The following is a 21,679-nucleotide window of genomic DNA, read 5'->3' as shown; positions in this document are numbered from 1 at the left end:
CGCCAGATACGCGACATTCCATTCGCCTCCGTGATTGGAGCAACATTGGCGGGGCTTTGCCTGAGTTAAAAGAAGTATCTGAGATGCAAGTTGAATTGCGCAATATCGAATGCAAGCATTGCGGTATTCCGCCGAATTCGCCCCGCTGATTTCAAAGAAAGACAGCTGCCATGTTCCGTCGTCTCCCGGTTTCCAAGTTGCTTGCCCTGTCCCTTGCCGCCGGAGGGATCGCGCTGGCGAGCCTCGCGGCGGCGCAGGACACGGGGCCGTCGGATCCCCCGGTCGGGACCTACGTGCTGCCGCCGAGCGGGCCCTTCTCGCCGGACAAGGTGCAGATCCCCAACATGCGGGCGATTTCCTCGTGGATCCGCTCGGGCCACGCGGATGCCTCGGGCGAGGCCTTCAGCCACTGGGACGGGGAGGGCAGCATCCCGCCGGTCTGCTCCACCTGCCATTCCGGCCCCGGCTTCCGCAGCTTCCACGGGCTCGACGGCTCCGAACCGGGCCTGCCGGCCGAGCCGGTGCCGACCGGATCGGTGGTGGATTGTGCCACCTGTCACGATCCGAACCTCTCCGACATCACCGAGATCACCCTGCCCTCCGGCGTGGTGCACCCGGTGAGCACCTCGGATGCCGCCTGCACCACCTGCCATCAGGGCCGCGCGGCCGGGGCCTCGGTGACCAAGGCGGTCGGCGACAAGGCCGAGGACACCCCTGATCCGGAGCTGGGTTTCGTCAATCCGCACTACGCGCTTGCCGCCGTCTCGATGCTGGGCGGCTATGGGGCGGGCGGCTACCAGTACCCGGGCAAGACCTACACGGGCCGTTTCCTGCACGCCAAGCCGGTGTCGACCTGCCTGTCGTGCCACGATCCCCACAGCCTCGAGGTGGCGCAGGACACCTGCCTGACCTGCCACCAGACCGGCGATCCGAAGGCGATCCGCATCTCGCGGCAGAGCTATGACGGCAGCGGCGATGTCACCAAGGGGATCGCCGCCGATATCGGCAGCCTCTCGGATCAGCTGATGGTCGAGATCAAGGCCTATGCGGCGCAGGTCGCGGGCGTGGCGATCGTCTATGACGGTGGCCATTATCCCTATTTCTTCGCCGATGCGAATGGCGACGGGCTGGCCGATCAGGCCGATGGCCGCGGCGTGGCCTACAAGAGCTGGACCCCGCGGCTGCTCAAGGCGGCCTACAACTGGAAATTCGTGAGTTCCGATCACGGCATCCACGTGCACAATCCGCATTACGCGCTGGAGCTGCTCTACGATTCCGCGGAATCGCTGTCCGGGCCTGCCGGCACGGATTTCGAGGCGCTGAATTACCTGCGCTGATCTGGCGTGGATCGGGCGATGAGCGCGCCCTGATCCGGTCCTGACCCGGGCTGGGGCACCCGGTCTGCGGGCGGCTCAGACGTCCTCTTCCACGTCGTTCTCGCCCACGTCATTCGACAGCAGGACGGCGAGGAACCGTGTCTGGTCGAAGCCGCCAAGGACGATCGTGATGACCGAGGTCAGCGGCACCGAGAGGATCGCCCCCGGCACGCCCCAGATCGCCGCCCAGACGGCGAGGGCGACCAGCACCACGAAGGGCGAGAGGTTCACCTGCCGCCCGATCCAGCGCGGTTCGAGGTAGTTGCCCACGAAGGTCTGCGCGGTGACCAGCAGCGCCAGCAGCGTGATCGTGTAGGAGATCGAGGCGAACTGCGCCAGCGACAGCAGCACCGGCATTGCCACGGCGATGTAGGAGCCGACGTAGGGGATGTAGTTCAGCGTCGCGATGGTCAGCGCCCAGAATAGGGCGAAATCCACCCCCATCAGCCTGAGGATCGCGTAGGACATGACGCCGAGCACGATGTTGATCAGGGTCTTGATGCTGAGGTACTCGCTGATGCGCCGGTTGATGTCGTGCAGCAGGTGCATGGTCTTGTCAGACACGCGCTCATCCCCGAGGGCGACGCGGATCTTGCGCTCCAGCGTGTCCTTCTCGGAAATCAGGAAGATGGCGTAGATCGTCACCACGAAGATCGTGGCCCCCAGCGAGGTGAAACCGCCCAGAACCCCCAGCACGAGGGACTGCAGGTCGATCCGGGCGAGGGTGAAGGCCTCGATCTCGTCCCAGATCCTCTGGGCCTCCACGTCGAAGAGCCGCGCCACGTCGTCCAGCAGCTTGATCAGGTTGGTCTGGTAGGTGGGGGCGGCGGCGGCGATGTCGCGCACGGTGCCGTCGATGACCATGGTGATCGCGAAGACGCAGAGCACGCAGACCAGCAGCACGAGCACCCGGATCAGCACGTGGGGCAGGCGCCGCAGACCGGGCAGGGAGGCCAGCAGGTTGGCAATGGCCGTCACCACGTAGACGGCGATCACCGCGGTGACGATGGGCAGCAGGATCGCGCGCCCGACGACGAGGATCCAGGTGATCGAGATTGTCAGCAGAAGCGACAGCACGAGGTTGAGAAGTGGAGTGTTTTTCATGGCCCTGCGCGGTTGCTGCGGCTGCATGGCAAGCCTGCGGGCAATCCGCCGACCGGTCAAGGGAAGAGCCCGCGGCCGGGTCTTCATCGACGGAACGGAAGACCGATCGGGTGGCGCGCCAGAAGACGGAACGGAAGGCGGCCCGGGCAACATCAGCCGTCAGGAGAGGTCCGCGCGCGCTCCCTTGAAACGGCGCGGATAGACGCGCGGGCGGGCATGGGGCGAGGATAGGACCCAAGAGAGGGCCAGTAGGCCCTGCCGGTGGCGCGTTCAGTCGTCGGGGCGCGTCAGCTCCCAGGCCTCGGTCACGGTGGCATAGTCGCGGTAGCCCATCCGGGCGATGGGCCGCGCTGCCGCCGTGTCGAAGCGCCCGTCGCGGATGTATTCGTCGCGGATGTGGGTCTGAACCACCTCGCCGATGACGAAGTACCGCTCCATCGGGGTGCCGTGCCGGTCGGTCAGCTGCGTGGCCGAGACGGTGACGCATTCCAGCGCGGCGGGGCTGGCGGCCACGAAGGGGGTGGCGATCTCGATGCTCCGGCCCAGTTCAAGGCCCGCCATCTCGAATTCGTTCGCCCCGTCCGGCACGGCGGCGGAGGAGATGTTCATGGCGTCGGTCAGCGCTTCGGTCGCCAGCGAGAAGGTGAACTCCCCCCGGTCGCGGGCGTTCACGTAGGAATGCTTCTGCCCTTCCGAGGTGAAGCCGATCAGGTGCGGGTTGTTGCCGAGCGCCGAGAAGAAGGAATAGGGCCCGAGGTTGGGCACGCCATCGCCGTTCAGCGTGCCGATCCAGCCGATGGGCCGGGGCGCGATGATCGCCTTGAACGGGTCGTGCGGCAGGATCGAGGGGCGGTCTTTACCGTAGTGCATCCGAATATCCTTGCTGGTTTCGGGCCCGAGGGGCGGCCCGTCCTGCGCGGCAGAGAAGCAAGTTCCGGCCCGCTTGGCAATCGCCTGCGCGGAGGGGCTGCGGCGCTTTGGCTTTGCTCCCCGCGCCCGCTTTGGTCTATAGGGGCACCCGGCCCCCGCGAGGGGGGGAGGAGAGGAGACAGTCTTGGCCCCCGTTGATCGCCCGGATGACCTTTTGCGGCTGGAGGACCTGCGCGTGGCCCATGACGGGCGCGACGTGCTGGGCCCGCTGACGCTCGACATCACGGCGCGGCGCACGGGGATCGTGGGGCGCAACGGCTCCGGCAAGACGACGCTGGCGCGCGTGGTGGCGGGGTTGCAGGCCCCGACGGCGGGGCGTGTGACCCTTTCGGGCATCGACCCGGCCAAGGACCGGCGCGGCGCGCTCGACCGCGTGGGCATCCTGTTCCAGAACCCCGATCACCAGATCATCTTCCCCACGGTGGAGGAGGAGATCACCTTCGGCCTGCGCCAGCAGGGGCGCAGCAAGGCCGAGGCCGCCGCGGCCGTCACCGCGATCCTGACCCGGTTCGACAAGCTGCACTGGCGCGCGGCCGCGACCCACAGCCTGTCACAGGGCCAGAAGCAGCTGGTCTGCCTGATGGCGGTGCTGGTCATGGGGCCGCGCTGGATCGTGCTGGACGAGCCCTTCTCGGGCCTCGACATCGCCACGCGGCTGCAACTGATGCGCCACATGGCGCGGATCGAGGCGCGGATCCTCATGATCTCGCACGATCCCGAGAGTTTCGCGGGCTACGACCGGGTGATCTGGCTGGAGGGCGGCGCCCTGCGCGAGGATGGTCCAGCCGCGCCGGTGCTGGCGCGGTTCACGGCGCAGATGCGGCAATGGGGGGACGCGGATGATCTCTCTCACCTCGCCGGTTGAGACATGGGCCCACCGCTGGCCCGCCGGGCTGAAGCTGGGGCTCATGTCGCTGGCCACCGTGGCGCTCTTCGCCACCGAGGACCCTGCGATCCTCGGCGCCTCGGCCCTTGGCGTGGCCCTGCTCTATGCCTCCGCCGGGGCGCGGTTCGCCCGCGCGGGCGCACGGCAGCTCTGGCCGCTCTGGCCCTTCCTCGTGCTGATCGCGCTCTGGCACGGGCTGACCGGGCAGGTCGCGGCGGGCGTGGCCCTGACGCTGCGGCTGCTCGCCGCCGTGGCGCTTGCGAATTTCGTGACCATGACCACCCGGCTCTCCGCCATGATCGAGGTCGCGGCGGTCCTCCTCGCGCCCTTCCGCAGGCTGGGCCTCTCGACCCGGGCGCTGGAGATCTCCATCGCCCTCGTGATCCGCTTCACCCCCGCCATCGCCCGCAAGGGCGGCCTGCTCTCGGAGGCATGGCGCGCCCGGTCGCGCCGCCGTCCGGGCTGGCAGATCGTCATGCCGCTGGCGGCGCTTGCCATCGACGACGCAGACCACGTGGCCGACGCGCTGAAGGCGCGCGGCGGCGTGCTTCCCATCCCTGACACTGACCAGAAAGGCTGACCATGGAACGTAGCATCGCCCTCGTGGCCCTTTTCGCCGCGCTGATCGCCGGCCTCGGCTTCATTCCGAAATTCACCCTCGCCTTCGGCGTGCCGATCACGGCGCAGAGCCTCGGCATCATGCTCTGCGGCACCGTTCTGGGCGCGCGGCGCGGGGCGCTTGCGGTGATCCTCTTCCTGCTGCTCGTGGCGCTCGGCCTGCCGCTGCTGGCGGGCGGGCGTGGCGGCCTCGGCGTCTTTGCCTCGCCCACGGCGGGCTACCTCGTGGCCTTCCCGATCGCGGCCTTCGTCACCGGCTGGATCGTCGAGCACTGGCGCGGCAACCTTGCCGTTGTCGGGGCCGTGGCCTCGGTCATCGGCGGCATCGTGGTGATGAACCTGATCGGCGCCGTGGGGCTCTCGATTGTTCTCGGCAAGACCTACGTGGAGTCGCTGCTGCTGGTCACCGCCTTCATTCCGGGCGACCTGATCAAGGCCGTGCTGGCCGGGCTGATCACCGCCAGCCTTGCCAAGGCGCGTCCCGCCAGCGTGCTGTCGCGGGCATGAGCGGGACGGGCGCCGCGGCGCTTCTGGCCCGGCGCCGGTCCGTCCGGGCCTTCACCGACCGGCCGGTGCCCCGGGACGCGGTGGCGGCGATCCTCGCCTCCGCCCGGCAGGCCCCCAGCGGGGCGAACCTTCAGCCGGGGCGGTTCCACGCCCTGACCGGCGCGCCGCTGGCCGATCTCTCCGGTGCGCTGCTGGCGGCCATCGCCGAGGGGCGGCCGATGGTGTCGGAGTATTCCTATTTCCCCCAGCCCATGCCGGCGGCGCTGAAGGCACGGCAGCGGGCGGCAGGCTTCGCGCTCTATGCCGCCCTCGGCATCGCGAAACGCGACCTGCCCGGGCGCCGGGTGCAGTTCGAACGCAACTACCGCTTCTTCGACGCGCCCGTCGGCATCGTGGTGACGATCCGGCGCGACATGGGCAGCGGCTGTTTCATGGATCTCGGCATGGCGCTGATGGCGCTGATGCTGGCGGCGGAGGAGCAGGGGCTGGCGACCTGCGGGATCGGGGCGCTGGCAAACTACGGCGACCTCGTGCATGACGTGCTGGACCTGCCGGAGGAGGAGATGGTCGTCTGCGGCATGGCCCTGGGCGAGGCGGATGTGAGTGCGCCGGTGAACGGCTTCCGGACGGAGCGCGACGCGGAGGAGGTCTACGCCAGCTTCCGCGGCTTCTAGGCCCGCTCCACCAGCAGCGCCGTGCCGATCCCGCCCGCGGCGGCGATGGCGGCAAGGCCCTTCGCGCCGGGCGCCTTCGCGGTCAGCTCGTGGAACAGACGCACCGCGTTCACCGCGCCGGAGGCCCCCACCGGATGCCCCCGTGCCAGCCCGCCGCCGCCGGGGTTCACCCCCTGCGGGTCGAGGCTCGCGCCCATGACACAGGCCATGGCCTGCGCGGCATAGGCTTCCATGATCTCCGCCACCGCGAGGTCGGAGGCCGCGCAGCCAGCCTCCGCCAGCACCGCTTCGATCGCCGCAACGGGGGCGAGGCCGGGCAGGTCCGGCGCGTCGCCCAGTGTCCGGCCCGCCCGCAGGATCACGCCCGGATCGGGCAGGCGGCGGGCGACCTCCTCCGACACCAGGAGGCAGAGCGCCGCGCCATCCGCCGCCACCGCCGCATTGGCCGCCGTGATCGTGCCTGTCAACACGGGTGCGCGGGCGCAGAGCGCGGGCGTCAGGCGGCGGGTGAAGGCGTCGTGGTCCTGCCCGGCCAGCGGGGCGATCTCCGCCCGCAGAAGCTCCACGGCGGCGCGGGCCTTGGCGTGGCTCTCCACGGCCCAGTCGTCCTGCGCGGCGCGGGTCAGGCCGAACCGCTTTGCGAGGGTATCGGCGGCGGCGTCCATCTCGGGATCGCGGTCGGGGAAGGGGGTGAAGGGCGGCCGGTCGTAGGGCTGTGGCGCGCCGCCCTCGGGATCGGTGCGCAGCCGCAGGGGCCGGCGGGAGTAGCTCTCGACCCCGCCAGCCACCACGACCTGCGCCTGCCCGCTGTCGATCAGCGCGCGCCCCAGCAGCAGCGCGTCCAGCCCGCCGCAGCACTGCCGGTCGAGCGTCAGGCCCGCCACCCGCTCCGGCAGCCCGGCGGCGAGGGCCACCAGCCGCGCCGGGTTGCCGCCCGCGCCAAGCGCATTGCCGAGGATGACCTCCTCCACCGCCTCCGCCGCAACGCCGGCCCGCGCGAGCACCGCGCGCAGCAGCGGCGCGGCCAACTCGTGAGGCGCGAGACGGGCGAGAGCCCCGCCACGGGGTGCTACGGGGCTGCGCAGGGCGGCGATCAGGTGGGTGGTCATGGTGCCTCCAGCAGGGCCGCGATGGCGCGCAGGTCGGGCTTGCCCGAGACGGTCTGCGGGAAGTCCGTGAGCGTCACGATTCGGCGCGGCGCGGCCAGTGGCCCGACCGAGGTGCGGCACAGCGCCAGCAGACGGGCCTCGCGCAGCGGATCGGGCGTGCCGTTCACCACCGCGACGAGGGTCGCGCCGCGCAAGGCATCGGGCTGGGGAACCACGGCGCAGGCGGTCACATCGGGCTCTCCCAGCAGCAGCGCCTCGATGTCCTCGGGAAAGACGTTCTGGCCCGCGATGGTCACCATACGGTTGCGTCTGCCTGCGACGGTGAGGAAGCCACCGGTATCGATCTGCCCCATCTCGCCCACGGTGACGAAGCCGCCCTCGCGGCGGGTTTCGGCGCTGTCGCCCTCGACGTAGCCCTCGGCGAGGTAGGGGCTGCGGACCCAGATCTCGCCCTCTCCACGGATCTCGATCTCGACACCGGGGTAGGCGCGGCCCACCGAGCCCTCGGGCCCGGTGCCGTCGCCCCAGGCGATGAAGCTGGTCTCGGCCGCGCCATAGAACTCCCGCAGCACGGCGTTCGGGGCCATCCGTGCCACGGCGGCCCTCAGACCCGCAGGCATCCGGCCGCCGCCGCAAAGGATATGGCGCACTGCGGGCAGCGCGGCGCCGGTGGCGGCGAGATGCAGAAGGTGCGTGGGCGTGGCGTAGAGGACGGTGATGGCGCACTCGGCCAGCACCTGCGCCTGTGACCGGGGCCGCAGCCCGGCCAGTTGATGCAGGTCGGCACCGATATGGGCGGCCTCGACCGCACCGTAGAGCGCAAGGGAATGGGCGAGGTCGCCCATGACGGCGGTGCGGTCGGCGGGGGTCAGGGAGAGGGTGCGGCGGTTGACCTCGAAACTGGCGATCCAGCTGCGATGGCTGCGCCGGATCGTCTTGGGCTGGCCGGTGGTCCCGGCAGAGCGCAGGCGCAGGAAGCCGGGCGTGCCCTGCGCCAGCAGCGCGATCCCCTCGGGGCCGCAGAGGATCTCTCCCTCCGCGCGGATCGCGTCGCGCAGGGAGCAGAGCGCACGGGCCAGCGGAGAGGCGTCCCCGGCAGAGACGGGCTCGGCAGAGACGGGCTCGGCCCCGAGGCAGAGGGCCGTGTCGGGGGACCAGCGGAAGAGATCGGACATCATGGCTCCGGTCGGCGGTGGGTGGTCCCTCATACCGCGCCGCCCGGGCCCGGACCAGCACGGGACGCGCGCCGAGGGATATGGCAGATTTGAAATCCGCATTCGAAATCGGAATAAGCGGGGATCGCGCGGCGCGCCTACCTTTGGATCAGACCGGACGCGGGGCAGGAGGAGCCACCCCGCCGCCCGTTGCACGACCGGAGGACCCCATGCTCGCATCCAAGAGCCTCGAAGACCGGATCGCCGAATACGGCAATCCCTCGCACATGCTGCAGAATGCCCGGACCGGGCCCTACCAGTTCCCGATTCCGCCGCAGTACACCAACTGGATGGAGGAGGTCCGCGCCTGGCGCGACGGGGCGGTGCTGCTGAACCAGTCCTACCACATGACCGACCTCTACGTGCGCGGCCCGGATGCGCTGAAGCTGCTGTCCCACGTCGGCGTGAACAGCTTTGCGTCCTTCGGGCCCGGCAAGGCCAAGCAGCTGGTCTGTGTTAACCCCGATGGCTACGTCATCGGCGATGGCATCGTCTTCGGCATGGGGCCCGAGGAATACCTCTATGTGGGCCGCCCGCCGCTGGCGAACTGGATCGCCTACAACGCCGAGGTGAGCGATTTCGACGTCAGCACGGAATACGACATCCGCAGCCTCGAAAACCCCGACACGCCGCGCAAGCTCTACCGCTACGAGGTGCAGGGACCCAAGGCGCTCGACATCCTGAACGAGGTGAACGAGGGCGGGCCGCTGGTCACCAGGTTCTTCAACATGGGCGAGATCACCATTGCCGGGTGCACCGCGGGCACGCTGTCGCACGGCATGGGTGGCGCGCAGGGGCTGGAGATCTGGGGCCCCTACGCCGAGGGCGAAAGGGTCTATGACCGGCTGATGGAGGTGGGCGCCAGATACGGCATGCTGCGCGCGGGGGCACGGGCCTATTCCACGGCCGCGATGGAATCGGGCTGGATCCCCTCGCCGCTGCCCGCGATCTACACCGGCGCCGAGATGCAGGGCTATCGCCAGTGGCTGCCCGCGAACGGGTTCGAGGCCACCACCGCGGTCGGCGGCAGCTTCCAGCCGGACGACGTGGAGGCGTTCTACCTCACGCCCTGGGACCTCGATTATGGCCGGGTGGTGAAGTTCGATCATGACTTCATCGGCCGCGCGGCGCTGGAGAAGATGGTGGACGATCCGCACCGGGTGAAGGTCACGCTGGTCTTCGACCGCGAGGATGTGCTGAAGGTCTTCGACGGGCTGATGGGGCCGTTCCCGGGGCCCAAGCTGCTGGAGATGCCCGCGGGCCACTATGCCGCCCATCCCTACGATCAGGTGTTGCTGGACGGCGTGCCGGTGGGGCTGTCGACCTATCCGGTCTATTCCGCGAACGAACGGGCGTGGATCACGCTGGCCATGGTGCGGGCCGATCTGGCCGTGACGGGCACCCGGCTCTCGATCCTCTGGGGCGAGAAGGACGGCGGCACCGACAAGCCCCATGTGGAGGAGCACGTGCAGATGGAGATCGGCGCCGAGGTCCAGCCCTGGCCGATCCACGCGGCGTCCCGAGAAAGCTACCGCAGCCAGAGCTGACCATCCGGTGACCATCCGGGCGGCCTGCCGCCTGCACCGGTCGCACCCCTTCCGCCCTGCGGGAGGGGTGTTTTGTCCGTGACAGAGGGGCCTTGGTGGTCGCTGTGCACCCCGGCGTGTGACGGTGAGGCCGATAAGCGCGATCGCCTTGTCCTCTTCGATCTCTCCCTGCCGTCATCGGTCCGCGCCGGGGTCCGCGCCGGGGTCTGTGTCAGGGGCCCGCGCCGGGTCCTGCGTCGGGGCGGCGGGTCATGGCCCCGTCCTGCGCCCCGTGCAGTTCTGCCACCACCTCCGCCAGACCGCTGTCGAAGGCGGCGAGGGCGGGGTCGTCCTCCTCTCCCGGCAGGCGGGTCAGGCCGATCGGGGCCGGCGTTTCGGGGAAGGGCGTGCGCAGTTCGCACAGGTCCGGCCGCAGCCGGGCGAGGGAGCGGTCGGAGTAGGTCAGCATGGCGAGCGAGCGTGTCTCCACCAGCATCTGCTCCGCCGCGGCGAAGGAGAGCATCTCGCAGGTCTGGGTCGGCGGCAGGGTCTCGGACCCGGCGAAGAGGGTCTCGAAGTGGCTGCGCACCGGCGTGCCGAGCGGGGCGACGATCCAGTGCGCGTCGGCCAGATCCGCGATCCGCTCGACCCCGTCCGCCAGCGGGTGGTCCTGTCGGGCGACGACGGTGAAGCGCTCGGCATAGAGCGGGGTCTCGATCAGGTCGGAGGGACAGGCGGGGCCGCGCAGGATACCGACAATGCGGTCGATCTCGTGCCGCCGCAGCGCCTCGGTCAGCCCGTTGTAGGAGCCGGGGACGCAGATCAGCCGGATATTGGGATAGCGCAGGGTGAGACGGGCAAAGACCTTGGGCACGAGGTCCTGTCCCGAGAAGGGCAGCATCCCGATGGCGACGCGACCGGTCAACTCGCGCTCCAGCAGGCGCAGGGCGCCGGGCAGCCGGTCCAGCTGATGGCGCAGCTGCGCGGAGAGCGCGGCGAGGCGCAGCGCCGCTGGCAGCGGCTGCATCCCGCCCGGGGTTCGGGTGAAGAGCGGCAGGCCGTAGCGGGACTGGAACTCCGACAGGGCGCGGCTGAGGTCCGGCTGGCTGCGGCCAAGCCGCTCTGCCGCGCGGGTCACGCTGCCTTCGCGGGCGACGGCCTCGATCGTCAGAAGGTGGACGAACCGCAGCGTGTTGCGCAGTGGCGGCCCGGCGGGACGTGCTGCGGAGAGGGCGACATCGGCCTCCTCCACCGCCTGCACCACGGCATGACAGAGCCGCGCCGCCACATCGCCGCGGGGCGTGGGCTCGGTCCCGGACCAGCCACGCCGGAAGAGCGTTACCCCGAGGGCGGCCTCGGCGGCGGCGATCAGGCGCGAGAGCGTGGGCTGCGTCGTGTTCAGCTGCGCCGCGGCCAGCTTGAAGCTGCGCGTGCGGGCAAGCGCGTCGATGGCGACGATCTGGCGGAGGTCGAGAACCGGGAGGGCAGGGTGATCAGGCATGGGACAACTGGTTGGACAGGGGAAGTCTAGGCGCCTGCCCCGCGCGAGGGGAGGCCTAATGTGCTGTGGTCTGCGGCGCGGGACTTGCCGCCCGGCCTGACCTTGGCCTGCCCCCTGCCTGACCGGGACCCGCGAGGCCCCGCGGCGGACGCCGGAGGAGATACCAGAAAGGGACGCGGGGCAGGCACGAGGGGCGAATGGCGGGCGGCCCCGGGGGGCCGCCGCGCCGGGTCAGCTTGCCTTGGGCGTCCGGGTGCGGTCGGCGAGGCGCCGGATCAGCACGTAGAAGCTGGGCACCATGAAGACGCCGAGGAAGGTGGCCGTGGCCATGCCCCCCAGCACGCCGATGCCGATGGCGTTCTGCGCCGCCGCTCCCGCGCCCGAGGCCGTGGCCAGCGGTACCACCCCCAGCATGAAGGCCAGCGAGGTCATCAGGATCGGGCGCAGCCGCAGGCGCGCGGCCTCCAGCGTCGCCTCGACCAGCCCCATGCCCTCGGCCTCCCGGTCCTTGGCGAATTCCACGATCAGGATCGCGTTCTTCGCCGCCAGACCGATGGTCGTGAGGATGCCCACCTTGAAGTAGACGTCGTTCGATTGGCCGAAGGCCCAGGCCGCGGCCAATGCCCCCAGCACGCCGACGGGCACCGCCAGCATGACCGAGAAGGGTACCGACCAGCTTTCGTAAAGCGCCGCGAGGCAGAGGAAGACCACCAGCACGGACAGGGCGTAGAGATAGGGCGCCTGATCGCCGGACTGGCGTTCCTGGTAGGACAGGCCGGTCCAGCTGACGTCATAGCCGCCGTCGATCTGCGCGGTCAGTTCCTCCATCGCGTTCATCGCCTCGCCCGACGAGGCGCTGTCGGAGGGCGAGCCCGAGACCTCCAGCGCCGCCGTGCCGTCGAACCGTGCCAGCGAGGGCAGGACCGAGACCCAGTCGGTGGTCATGAAGCTGGAGAAGGGCACCATCTCGCCGTCGGCGTTGCGGGCGTACCAGCTTTCGATATCCTTGGGCTGCATCCGGTATTCGGCCGCGCCCTGCACGATCACCGGCCGCAGGTTGTTGTCGAGCGAGAAGTCGTTCACGTCCCGCCCCGAGAAGATGACCGAGAGCATGGTGTTCACGTCGCTCACCGTCACGCCGAAGCTTTCGGCCTTCTGCTGGTCGATGGTGATGCGCAGCGCGGCTTCCTCCTCGTTGTCGGAGAGGCGCACGTTCTGCAGCCGGCTGTCCTGCCCGGCGGCTGCCACCAGTTCGTCCGCGGCGGCGCGCAGGGCGTCGATCCCGGTGTTGCCCTGATCCACGAGGTACATGGTGAAGCCCGAGGAGTTGCCGAGGCCGGGAATGGCGGGGGGCTGCATGAAGATGATCTGCCCCGCACGGTGCTGGCCGAAGCGCATGTTCGCCCGCAGCGCCAGCTGGCTGGCGGCGGTATCGGCGGCCTCCCGGTTCTCGAAGTCCTTCAGCTTGATGAAGACCATGGCAGTGTTCTGCCCGCTGGAGCCGAAGCTGAAGCCGAGGGAGGCAAAGACCGCCTCGACCGTGTCGCTCTCCTCGGTCAGCAGGTAGTCCTCGATCTCCTCGACCACCGCCTGTGTCTGTGCCGTCGTGGAGCCCTCGGTCAGGGTGACCATGGACATGAGCACGCCCTGATCCTCTTCCGGCAGGAAGGAGGAGGGCAGCCGGGTCATGATCCCCCACGCGCCCACCCCGATGGCGGCCAGCACCAGCAGCATCACCGCCGGGCGGCGGAGGAAGCGGCTGACGGTGGCGGTGTAGCCCTTGGTCAGCCGGTCGAAGTTGCGGTTGAACCAGCGGGCGGGTGCGATGCCCGATCCGTGGCTGGCGGGCTTGAGCATCTGCGCGCAGAGCGCGGGCGTCAGCACCAGTGCCACCAGTGCCGAGAGCACCATGGCCGTGATGATCGTGACCGAGAACTGGCGATAGATCACCCCGGTGGAGCCGCCGAAGAAGGCCATCGGCAGGAACACGGCGGAGAGCACGAGCGCGATGCCGATCAGCGCCCCCACGATCTGCCCCATGGAGCGTTCGGTGGCCTCCACCGGACCGAGCCCGTCTTCCTCCATCACCCGTTCGACGTTCTCCACCACGACGATAGCGTCATCGACCAGCAGGCCGATGGCCAGTACCATGGCGAACATCGTCAGCGTGTTCACCGAGTAGCCGAAGACCGCCAGCACCGCGAAGGTACCGGCCAGAACCACCGGCACGGCGATGATCGGGATCAGCGTGGCGCGGAACTTCTGCAGGAAGACGAGGATCACGATGAAGACCAGCGCGATCGCCTCGGCCAGCGTGTGATAGACCTTCTCGATCGATTTCTCGACAAAGGGCGAGGTGTCGTAGGCATATTCCACCGTCACCCCGTCGGGCAGCGAGGTGCCGATCCGGTCCAGCGTTTCCCGCACGGCCGCGGCCGTGTCGACGGCATTGGCCCCGGTGGCGAGGTTCACGCCGAAACCGGCGGCGTTCTTGCCGCTGAACCGCGCCGAGGAGCCATAGTCCTCCTGCCCGATCTCGACCTTGGCCACATCGCCGAGGAAGACGGAGGAGCCGTCCTCCTCGGTCTTCAGGATGATGGTCTCGAACTGCTCGACGGAGGTCAGCTGGCTCTGCGCGGTGATCGTGGCGGTGAACTGCTGGCCCTGCACCGTGGGCAGTTCCCCGAGGGAGCCGACCGAGACGGTGGTGTTCTGGGCCTGCACGGCCGAGGTCACGTCGGCGGGGGTCAGCTGGTATTTCGCCAGCTCCAGCGGGTCGAGCCAGATGCGCATGGCATAGGTCGAGCCGAAGACATTGATGCTGCCCACGCCGTCGGTGCGCTGGATCGGGCCGGAGACGGTGCTGTCGAGCATGTCGCCCAACTCCACCGTGGAATAGCTGCCGTCCTCGGAAACAAGTGCCCCCACCATGAGGATCGAGGAGGTGGAGCGCCGCACCGTGACACCGGCGTCGATCACCGTGTCGGGCAGCTGGCTCTCGATCTGGCTGACCCGTGTCCGCACGTCGTTCTGGGCGTCGATCGGCTCGATGCTCTCGTCGAAGGTCAGCGTGATCGACGACGACCCCTCGCGCGAGGAGGAGACCATGTAGAGCAGCCCGTCGATGCCGGTCAGGCTGTCCTCGATCACCGTGGTGACGGAGTTCTGCACCGCCTCCGCCGTGGCCCCGCTGTAGGAGGCCGAGATGCGGACGGTGGTGGGGGCGATGTCGGGATATTGCGACACCGGCAGCTGGGTGATGGAGAAGGCGCCGGCCAGCATCGTGATGATGGCCAGAACCCATGCGAAGACGGGGCGGTGGATGAAGAAGTTGACCACGGGGCTTACTCGCCTGCGGCCTTGGTGGCGTCTTCGACCACGCCGTCGGCGTTGATGGTGACCGGTACCGTCGTGACCGCGGCACCGGCCTTGAGGCTGCGCAGCCCGTCGACGATCAGCGCGTCACCGGGCGCAACGCCATCGGTGGCGATCCAGTTGCTTTCGTAGGTCCCCGCAGTCGTCAGCGTGACCTGCTTGGCGGTGCCATCCTGCGCCACGAAGGCCGTGAGCGTCCCGTCGGACTTCCGCGTCGTGGCGCGCTGCGGCACCAGCATGGCGCGGGTCGTGCCCAGTGTCACCTCCAGCCGCAGGAACTGGCCCGGCAGGATCAGGTAGTCGGGATTGTCGAACTGGAACCGCAGGTCGACCGTCCCGGTGGTCGAGGAGACCTGCGCCGAGGGGCTGACCATCTCGCCGTCACGTTCGTAGACCTGCCCGTTTTCCAGCGTCAGTTTCACCTCCAGCGCATCGCCGAAGGTCAGCTTGCCGGACTCGCGCATCGCCCGGTTGCGCATCATGCGGACCGAGGATTCCTGCGCGTCCACGTAGATCGGGTTGGACCGCGTCACCGTGGTCAGCGCGTCGGTCTGGTTGGCTGTCACGAGCGCCCCGACCGAGACCTCCGGCACCTCGGCCCAGCCCTCGATCGGGCTGCGGATGTCGGTGCGGTCAAGGTCGAGCTGCGCCGTCTGAAGGCTTGCCTCGGCGCTCTTCAGGTCCGCCTGTGCCTGCAGCAGCGTCGCGCGGGCGCTCTCCACGTCGGACTGGGTGACGCCGACGCCCTCGATGCGCGAATAGCGGTCGACCTGGCTCTGCGCCGTCTCCACCGCGACCTCGGCAGAGGCCCGGGCCGCCTCGGCGGCGGTCAGCGCGGCCTGATATGTGTCCTTCTCGATCCGGAACAGCACTTCGCCCTGCTTCACCGGGCGGCCCGCGTTATAGGGGATCTCCTCGATCACGCCGCCGACGCGGGGCCGGATCGAGGCGCTCTCGAAGGCCGCGGCCCGCCCCGGCAGGGTCTGTGTGTAGGGGACATCGGTTTCCGCGATCGTGACGATGCCGACCTCGGTCTGTTGCGCCTGCCCCCCTGCGGGGGCCTGCGCGGCCAGCGGACCGGCGGCAAGGGCGATGAGAGGGAGGGCGAGCAGCGCGCGGCGCGGGGAGAGGCCGGCGCGGGACGGGCGGGGAGGGAAAAGCGCGTGTTTCAAGTTCGTACCTTCATCAGCAATCGCGGGCGGTGAGGGGAGCCGCCGAGAGTATTACGCGGGTCGGGGCCATTTCCGTCGGAGAGGGGCGCAGAGTGTCGCGGTACAGCCGTGACGGGGCCTTGCGTCCGCGCCCTGATGACGGCCGCGAGGTCGCGACAGCAGATAGCCCACGGCCCGGGGGCGGCCAGTCACGTGACCGGCATGGCTGCCTCCCGGCGGGTGCAGTGCTGAGGCGGAGACGTGTCGGGAGGTTGGGGCCCGGGGATGGGGCCCGGTGATGGGGGCTGGCCGGCGGCAGAGGCCGCTGTGAGGCAGCGGGGCGGCCGGGCGCACGCGCCTGAGACACGGCAGGGATGGCCGGCCTCGGGCGGAGGGGACCGGGGGCCTGCAAGGCGCAGCCCCCGGTGAAGGCCTTACTTGGCCGCGGTCACGATGAATTCGACCTTGTAGTCCGGGGTGGCCAGCTTGGCCTCGCCGCAGGCGCGGGCGGGCGGGTTGGCCGGGTCGATCCATGCGTCGTAGATCGCGTTCATCTCGGCGAAGTCGGCCATGTCGGCCAGCCAGACGATGACCTGCAGGATCTTCGACTTGTCGGAGCCGGCCTCGGCCAGGATGGCGTCGACGCTGGCAAGCGCCTCGCGGGTCTGACCGGCGAGGTCCGAACCCGGCTCGCCGACCTGGCCGGCCAGGTAGACGGTGTCGCCGTGGATGACGGCCTTGCTCATGCGGGGGCCGGGGTCGAGACGGGTGATGGACATGGTATGCTCCTGTGCTCTGTCCGCAGGCCCTGTGGCCTGCCGGGGCGGCGCCGGGTGGCCGCCCCTTCCTGCTATATCCGGCGCAGGCGGGAAGTCGAGCCACCGCGCACGCCGGGGCGCCGTCAGGCGGCCTCGGCCACGGCCTCTGCCGCCGGGCCGCGCGGGGTCAGCAGAAGGAAGCTGCCCACGGCAAGGACGGCGGCGGCGATCATGACGCAGGCCATCGGCAGGGCCGTGCCCTCGCCCGCAAGCCCCACCAGCGGCGATGCGACCGCGCCGAGGCAGAACTGCAACGCGCCGAGCAGGGCCGAGGCGGTGCCCGCCGTGCGCGGCGTCTGGGAGATTGCGAGCGCACTGACGTTGCCGAGGATCAGGCCCAGCGAGGCCACCGTGCAGAAGATCGACGGCAGCATCAGCCCCGCCCCGGCCCCGCTCAGGACACAGGCCATGACCGCAAGCGCCCCGCAGGACATGGTCGTCAGGCCGATGGCCGCCAGCCGCTGCGGTGGCACGCGTCCCACGACCTTGGCCGAGACCGCGCTGACCACCACGAGCCCGATGGCGTTGGAGCCGAAGGCCAGCGAGTACTGCACCGGCGACAGGCCGAGGATGCCCTGGAAGACGAAGGGCGAGGCGGAGATATAGGCGAACATCACCGCGAAGGCGAAGCCGACGGTCAGCGTATAGCCGAGGTAGGCCCGGTTCGTGATTACGGTGCCGATCCCCTTCCACAGGGCCTTGGCGCCGCCCGGGGTCCGGTTTTCGACGGGCAGCGATTCCGTCACCTTGGTGAAGACACCGAAGAAGGACACTGCCGAGAGGATCGCCGTCACCACGAAGACTGCGCGCCAGCCTGCAAGGCTGACGATGCCGGTCCCGATGATCGGGGCCAGCACCGGGGCCAGGCCGCCGATCATCATCATGATCTGCATCAGCCGCGCCGAGGCGCCCGCATCCGTCGTCCGGTCAGAGATGATCGCCCGCGCGATCACGACACCCGCCGCGCCGCCAAAGCCCTGCAGCAGCCGCAGCGCGATCAGCGTCTCGACGTTCGGGGCCAGGGCGCAGGCAAGGCCCGCCACCACGGCCAGGGCCGTGCCCAGCAGAAGCGGGCGACGGCGGCCGAAGCTGTCGGAGAGCGGGCCGATGAACAGCTGCCCGAGGGCGAGGCCCACCATGAAGCCGGTGAGGGTCAGCTGCACCGTGCTGGCCCCGGTGGCGAGGTCTTCGGTCATCACCGGGAAGCCGGGCAGGTACATGTCGGTCGCGAGGGGCGCCACGGCGGAGAGCAGGGCAAGGACGAGGATCGCGATCAGCGGGAGCGGCGCAGGCGCGGGGGTACCGGCTGCGCGGGGAGAGGGCTGTGTCATCTGTCGGTCCGTTTGGTCGGAGGCGTGAGGACCCGACGCGGGGGAGGACCGGGCCGGGCGGGGGAGATCAATAGTGGGACACCGAGTGTATCGTATTGCGGTTCAGTGTATCACTATGGTATCCGCCTTCCCGCAGGCGGTGTCAACCCGGCGCCGCGCAACCGGTGGAGGCTCCATGCCTGACAGCGAGAAGACGGGCGGGATCCAGGTGATCGCGCGGGCCGCGGCGATCCTGCGCCTGATGGGGGATCATCCGCAGGGGCTCAGCCTCAGCGCCATCGCGGCGGAGGTCGACCTCGCGCGGTCCACCGTGCAGCGGATCATCCATGCGCTCGAGGTCGAGGGGCTGGCCGAACCCGCCGGACCGCAGGGGGGCTTCCGCCTCGGCCCGTCGCTGTCGCAGCTCGTCTACCGGCGGCAGATGGATATCGTCGGCGAGGTGCGCCCGCATCTGGAGGCGCTCTGCGCCGATCTGGGCGAATCGGTCTCGCTCTGCGGGGTGTCGGGCGACAAGCTGAACACCATGGACCGGGTGATCGCCGAACAGCCGCTGCGCGTGGTCTTCCCCCTCGGCACGATCCCGCATCCGGTCTGGGCGCTCGCGCCGGGGCGGGCGATCCTGGCCGAATGGCCCGCTGCCCGGGTCCGGGCGCTGCTTGCCCCGCAGATGAGCGCGACCGAGGTCGAGGCAGAGCTCTCCTCCCTCGCGGCGCAGCGCGATGCGACGCTCGACAAGTACCAGATCAACGAGGGGCTGGAGGCCTTCGCGGTGCCGCTGCGCACCCACATGGGGCTCTATTCCCTCGCCGCGATCCTGCCGGCCTGCCGGGCCGAGACCCGCGGGCCGCAGATCCACGAGGCGCTGCGCCGCCGTCGCGACGAAATCGAGGCTTCCATCGGCGTGGCCCCTGCCGAGGGGCGGGGATAACGGCCCGGACCTGATGGAGCGGGACAGGGACCGGTGAGCAAATGCTGGGGCCCCGCGCCGGGCGGCGGTTTTCCCGGACATGGCCGGGGTGGCCGGGGCAGCTCTCGGGCGCCTGTGGCCAGCCCGCTGGCGGTTGGTCGCAGAGAGACGGCCCGGGGGACCCGCCCACGGGAGGCCCGGCGGCGCGCGTCAGTCCCGCATGAATTTGCGGCGGGCTTCCTCGGCCATGGCCTGCTGCATCTGGATATGGGACAGCTCGGCCATGGCGGCGCGGCGGGCCACGGGATCGCTCAGCCCGGCCAACTCGGCCCGCTTCGCCTCAGCCAGTTTCTTCCAGCGGATCTCATCCGGCAGGGCGCCGGCCTCGGCCATGATGCGATAGCCCATCGCCTCGCCCGCATCGAGATGCGCCTCGCCACTCCGGTCGGGAAGCGGCTGGCCCTCGCCGTCCAGCCCCGAGAGGCCGCCCTCGGCGAGAGTCTTGAGGATGCGTCTTTCGGTCAGTCGCGACAGCCAGGACATGGGCAGGCCCTCCTGCCTTGAAATATGGGGGGCGCCAGCCTGCGTGGCAATCGTGGAACCGCTTGCACGGGCTTGCACGGGGCCCTGCGCGCGATTATGCCGCGCGGGTTCCAGACCAGCGGGAGAGCCCCCATGAAACTCATCATCGACACCGATCCGGGCATCGACGACGCCATGGCGGTCTTCTACGCCGCGCGGGATCCACGGATCGAACTGGTCGGGCTGACCTCGGTCTTCGGCAATGTGCTGACGCCGATCGCCACCCGCAATGCCCTGCGGCTGGCCGAGATGGCGGGCCTCGACATTCCCGTGGCCGAAGGTGCGCACCAGGCGCTGGAGATCGCGCCGACGCCGCCCTCCTCGCATATCCACGGGGTCGAGGGCTTCGGGGATATCGCCCCGGTGATCCCCGCCGCCGCCGCGCTGGACGAAAGCGCGCCGGAGTTCCTCTGCCGCATGGCACGGGAGCTGAAAGGCGAGCTGGTGCTCTGCCCCATCGGGCCGATCACCAATATCGCCCGCGCGATCCAGCTGGACCCCGCGTTCGCCACCAACGTTAAGGAAATCATCTTCATGGGCGGCGCGGCGCGGGTGCCGGGCAACATCACACCCCATGCCGAGGCCAACACCTACCACGATCCCCATGCGCTGAACGTGGTGCTGGGGTCCGGGGCGAAGGTGACGATGGTCGGGCTCGACGTGACCATGGCGACGGCCTTCACCGCTGCCGATTTCGAGGATCTCGCCCGGCGCGATCCGCATCTGGGCGCCTTCCTGCGCGAGGCGGGGCTCTTCTACCTCGAGTTCTATTACAGCCGGGGCCGGGATGGCGTGGGGCTGCATGATCCGATGACGATCATCGCGGCGGCGCATCCCGAGCTCTTCGTGACCGAGGAACTGCCGCTGCGCGTGGTGGAGACCGGCGAAGAGCAGGGCCGCACGCAGGAGGTGGCCCCCTCCGAGGCCGCCGGCATCGCGCGGGTTTGCGTGGGCGGCGACATGGAGGCGATCAAGCGTCAGTTCTCGGCGGTGTTCGGGGACTGAGAGGCCCGCCGCCTGTCGCCGTTTCTCCGTGGCGCGGGAAGGCTTTGGAAAGAGGCGCGCAGGGGGATCGCTGACAGCGAGAGTGGGGGCGCGCTGCCCTCACTCCCCCAGTTTCGCATGGACCTCGTCGAGGTCGATCTCTCCGACCGGCAGCTTGTTCGCCGGGTTCTCGAAATCGTATTTGAACAGCCGGAAGTCGCGCTTGTAGATCTCGTAGACCAGATGCATCGACAGGTCGTCGAAGTAGTCCTCCACCGGATGCGCGCGCTTGGGGCCATGGCCCTCGCTCTCGTTGAAGCGCGGGATCTCGGACAGGTTTACCGCATGGGGCGTCTCGATATTGTCGAGCACCTGCTGCATCCCCTCATTGAACTTCTCGGTCCAGAAGATCTGATCGTAGCGCCCGCCGTTCAGGATGAAGGTCGAGACATGGCCCGAGGTGGCGGACCAGTGAATGTCCGGGTCCATCGGGCGGCGCCAGCGGATGCTGTCGCGGGCGAAGAGCAGGAAACGCCGGAAGCTCTTGATCTGATCGAAGTCTTCCGACCCGTCCGCGCCGCCGACGTCGACGCCGTACTTCTGCGTCAGCAGCGGCACGAGGTTGCCGCGATAGCGCCGCCCGTTGCGCTGGATGCCGCAGATCTTGTCGAAGTAGGAGGACAGGATCCGGGTGTAGGGATTGCGTACGCAGGTGAAAGCGTAGGACTTGTGACCGGTCACATTCGCCTCGATCAGCGGCTGGGAGCCGTCGAGCGCCCACTTGTGCAGCCCCTCCTTCGCATCGTGGATATCCCCGTCATAGAAGGTGCCGTGATCGGAGTAATAGAGGATCTGGCCGATGGTGGAGCAGGCGCATTTCGGCACCACGCGATAGACGACGCTCTCGCTCTCGGTCATCCAAGTGCCGGGAAAACCCATGACTGCCGTACCTCCAGATCGCGGCGGTTGTGCCCGCCGTTTGTTGATGCACAGAAAAAACCAAACTTCTCGTGTATATTCAATCTCCGATGCGGGTTTCCCTGAGGGGCGAACCTGCGTATCAAGAGACGAAGCCCCAAGCGGAGA

Annotated in this window: 19 protein-coding genes; 8 read left to right on the top strand and 11 right to left on the bottom strand. The window is 69.4% G+C overall.

Annotated elements, in window-relative coordinates; all coding sequences use genetic code 11:
• Nucleotides 1-170 precede the first annotated feature (170 nt).
• Nucleotides 171-1,337, top strand: a complete 1,167-nt coding sequence (locus tag ACX9MO_RS07265) for a cytochrome C (RefSeq protein WP_462214057.1) — start codon at nucleotides 171-173, stop codon at nucleotides 1,335-1,337.
• A 75-nt stretch (nucleotides 1,338-1,412) separates the two neighbouring features.
• On the opposite strand, the gene ACX9MO_RS07260 is transcribed toward ACX9MO_RS07265, so the two are convergent.
• Nucleotides 1,413-2,480, bottom strand: coding sequence for an AI-2E family transporter (locus tag ACX9MO_RS07260; protein WP_462214056.1), 1,068 nt, complete (start codon nucleotides 2,478-2,480; stop codon nucleotides 1,413-1,415).
• 270 nt (nucleotides 2,481-2,750) lie between these two features.
• Nucleotides 2,751-3,350, bottom strand: coding sequence for a flavin reductase family protein (locus tag ACX9MO_RS07255; RefSeq protein ID WP_462214055.1), 600 nt, complete (start codon nucleotides 3,348-3,350; stop codon nucleotides 2,751-2,753).
• Nucleotides 3,351-3,534: 184 nt separating this feature from the next.
• Between ACX9MO_RS07255 and ACX9MO_RS07250 the strand changes: the two genes are divergently transcribed.
• The 4 genes from ACX9MO_RS07250 to ACX9MO_RS07235 are packed head-to-tail and all read left to right on the top strand — an operon-like array spanning nucleotide 3,535 to nucleotide 6,095.
• Nucleotides 3,535-4,275 (top strand): energy-coupling factor ABC transporter ATP-binding protein, encoded by a 741-nt coding sequence (locus ACX9MO_RS07250; RefSeq protein ID WP_462214054.1) that lies wholly within the window; start codon nucleotides 3,535-3,537, stop codon nucleotides 4,273-4,275.
• Nucleotides 4,250-4,876, top strand: a complete 627-nt coding sequence (locus ACX9MO_RS07245; protein ID WP_462214053.1) for an energy-coupling factor transporter transmembrane component T family protein — start codon at nucleotides 4,250-4,252, stop codon at nucleotides 4,874-4,876. Before ACX9MO_RS07250 ends, ACX9MO_RS07245 begins: the two co-directional genes overlap by 26 nt.
• Before the next feature lie 2 nt (nucleotides 4,877-4,878).
• Nucleotides 4,879-5,421 (top strand): biotin transporter BioY, encoded by a 543-nt coding sequence (locus tag ACX9MO_RS07240; RefSeq protein WP_222490984.1) that lies wholly within the window; start codon nucleotides 4,879-4,881, stop codon nucleotides 5,419-5,421.
• Nucleotides 5,418-6,095, top strand: coding sequence for a nitroreductase (locus tag ACX9MO_RS07235; protein ID WP_462214052.1), 678 nt, complete (start codon nucleotides 5,418-5,420; stop codon nucleotides 6,093-6,095). The genes ACX9MO_RS07240 and ACX9MO_RS07235 overlap by 4 nt, the downstream gene beginning before the upstream one ends.
• Here the strand turns inward: ACX9MO_RS07235 and ACX9MO_RS07230 are convergent.
• Both ACX9MO_RS07230 and ACX9MO_RS07225 read right to left on the bottom strand, forming a co-directional pair.
• Nucleotides 6,092-7,204 carry a thiolase family protein gene (locus tag ACX9MO_RS07230; RefSeq protein WP_462214051.1) on the bottom strand — a complete coding sequence of 371 codons (1,113 nt, stop codon included), beginning with the start codon at nucleotides 7,202-7,204 and terminating at the stop codon, nucleotides 6,092-6,094. The two genes, ACX9MO_RS07235 and ACX9MO_RS07230, sit on opposite strands and share 4 nt — an antisense overlap.
• Nucleotides 7,201-8,379 carry an AMP-binding protein gene (locus ACX9MO_RS07225; RefSeq protein ID WP_462214050.1) on the bottom strand — a complete coding sequence of 393 codons (1,179 nt, stop codon included), beginning with the start codon at nucleotides 8,377-8,379 and terminating at the stop codon, nucleotides 7,201-7,203. Before ACX9MO_RS07225 ends, ACX9MO_RS07230 begins: the two co-directional genes overlap by 4 nt.
• 209 nt (nucleotides 8,380-8,588) lie before the next feature.
• Here ACX9MO_RS07225 and ACX9MO_RS07220 point away from each other — a divergent pair, with 209 nt between their 5' ends.
• Nucleotides 8,589-9,965: an aminomethyl transferase family protein gene (locus tag ACX9MO_RS07220; protein WP_462214049.1), complete on the top strand. Its 1,377-nt coding sequence runs from the start codon at nucleotides 8,589-8,591 to the stop codon at nucleotides 9,963-9,965.
• A 211-nt stretch (nucleotides 9,966-10,176) separates the two neighbouring features.
• Here the strand turns inward: ACX9MO_RS07220 and ACX9MO_RS07215 are convergent, their stop codons facing one another.
• The 5 genes from ACX9MO_RS07215 to ACX9MO_RS07195 all read right to left on the bottom strand — a co-directional run bounded on the left by ACX9MO_RS07215 (nucleotide 10,177) and on the right by ACX9MO_RS07195 (nucleotide 18,120).
• Nucleotides 10,177-11,445 (bottom strand): LysR family transcriptional regulator, encoded by a 1,269-nt coding sequence (locus ACX9MO_RS07215; RefSeq protein WP_462214048.1) that lies wholly within the window; start codon nucleotides 11,443-11,445, stop codon nucleotides 10,177-10,179.
• A gap of 231 nt (nucleotides 11,446-11,676) precedes the next feature.
• Nucleotides 11,677-14,784, bottom strand: a complete 3,108-nt coding sequence (locus ACX9MO_RS07210; RefSeq protein WP_462214047.1) for an efflux RND transporter permease subunit — start codon at nucleotides 14,782-14,784, stop codon at nucleotides 11,677-11,679.
• Nucleotides 14,785-14,789: 5 nt separating this feature from the next.
• Nucleotides 14,790-15,992, bottom strand: coding sequence for an efflux RND transporter periplasmic adaptor subunit (locus ACX9MO_RS07205; protein ID WP_462214046.1), 1,203 nt, complete (start codon nucleotides 15,990-15,992; stop codon nucleotides 14,790-14,792).
• Between the two features lie 413 nt (nucleotides 15,993-16,405).
• On the bottom strand, nucleotides 16,406-16,750 hold the full coding sequence (locus ACX9MO_RS07200) for a RidA family protein (RefSeq protein WP_222490990.1): 345 nt from the start codon (nucleotides 16,748-16,750) through the stop codon (nucleotides 16,406-16,408).
• Between the two features lie 122 nt (nucleotides 16,751-16,872).
• The gene (locus tag ACX9MO_RS07195; RefSeq protein WP_462214045.1) at nucleotides 16,873-18,120 is read right to left on the bottom strand and encodes a multidrug effflux MFS transporter; all 1,248 of its coding nucleotides are present in this window, start codon (nucleotides 18,118-18,120) and stop codon (nucleotides 16,873-16,875) included.
• A gap of 175 nt (nucleotides 18,121-18,295) precedes the next feature.
• On the opposite strand from ACX9MO_RS07195, the gene ACX9MO_RS07190 reads away from it, so the two are divergent.
• The gene (locus ACX9MO_RS07190; protein ID WP_462214044.1) at nucleotides 18,296-19,048 is read left to right on the top strand and encodes an IclR family transcriptional regulator; all 753 of its coding nucleotides are present in this window, start codon (nucleotides 18,296-18,298) and stop codon (nucleotides 19,046-19,048) included.
• Between the two features lie 189 nt (nucleotides 19,049-19,237).
• Here the strand turns inward: ACX9MO_RS07190 and ACX9MO_RS07185 are convergent, their stop codons facing one another.
• Entirely contained in the window at nucleotides 19,238-19,570 is a 333-nt protein-coding gene (locus tag ACX9MO_RS07185) for a DnaJ family domain-containing protein (protein ID WP_462214043.1), read from the bottom strand.
• A 132-nt stretch (nucleotides 19,571-19,702) separates the two neighbouring features.
• Here ACX9MO_RS07185 and ACX9MO_RS07180 point away from each other — a divergent pair, with 132 nt between their 5' ends.
• Nucleotides 19,703-20,614: a nucleoside hydrolase gene (locus tag ACX9MO_RS07180; RefSeq protein ID WP_222490994.1), complete on the top strand. Its 912-nt coding sequence runs from the start codon at nucleotides 19,703-19,705 to the stop codon at nucleotides 20,612-20,614.
• Between the two features lie 99 nt (nucleotides 20,615-20,713).
• Here the strand turns inward: ACX9MO_RS07180 and ACX9MO_RS07175 are convergent, their stop codons facing one another.
• Nucleotides 20,714-21,532 carry a sulfotransferase family protein gene (locus ACX9MO_RS07175; protein ID WP_462214042.1) on the bottom strand — a complete coding sequence of 273 codons (819 nt, stop codon included), beginning with the start codon at nucleotides 21,530-21,532 and terminating at the stop codon, nucleotides 20,714-20,716.
• Nucleotides 21,533-21,679: the final 147 nt, after the last annotated feature.

Source organism: Pseudooceanicola profundus, assembly GCF_054919315.1.
Note: the sequence above shows the minus strand (reverse complement) of the source record. Positions and strands in the feature narration are given on the sequence as shown.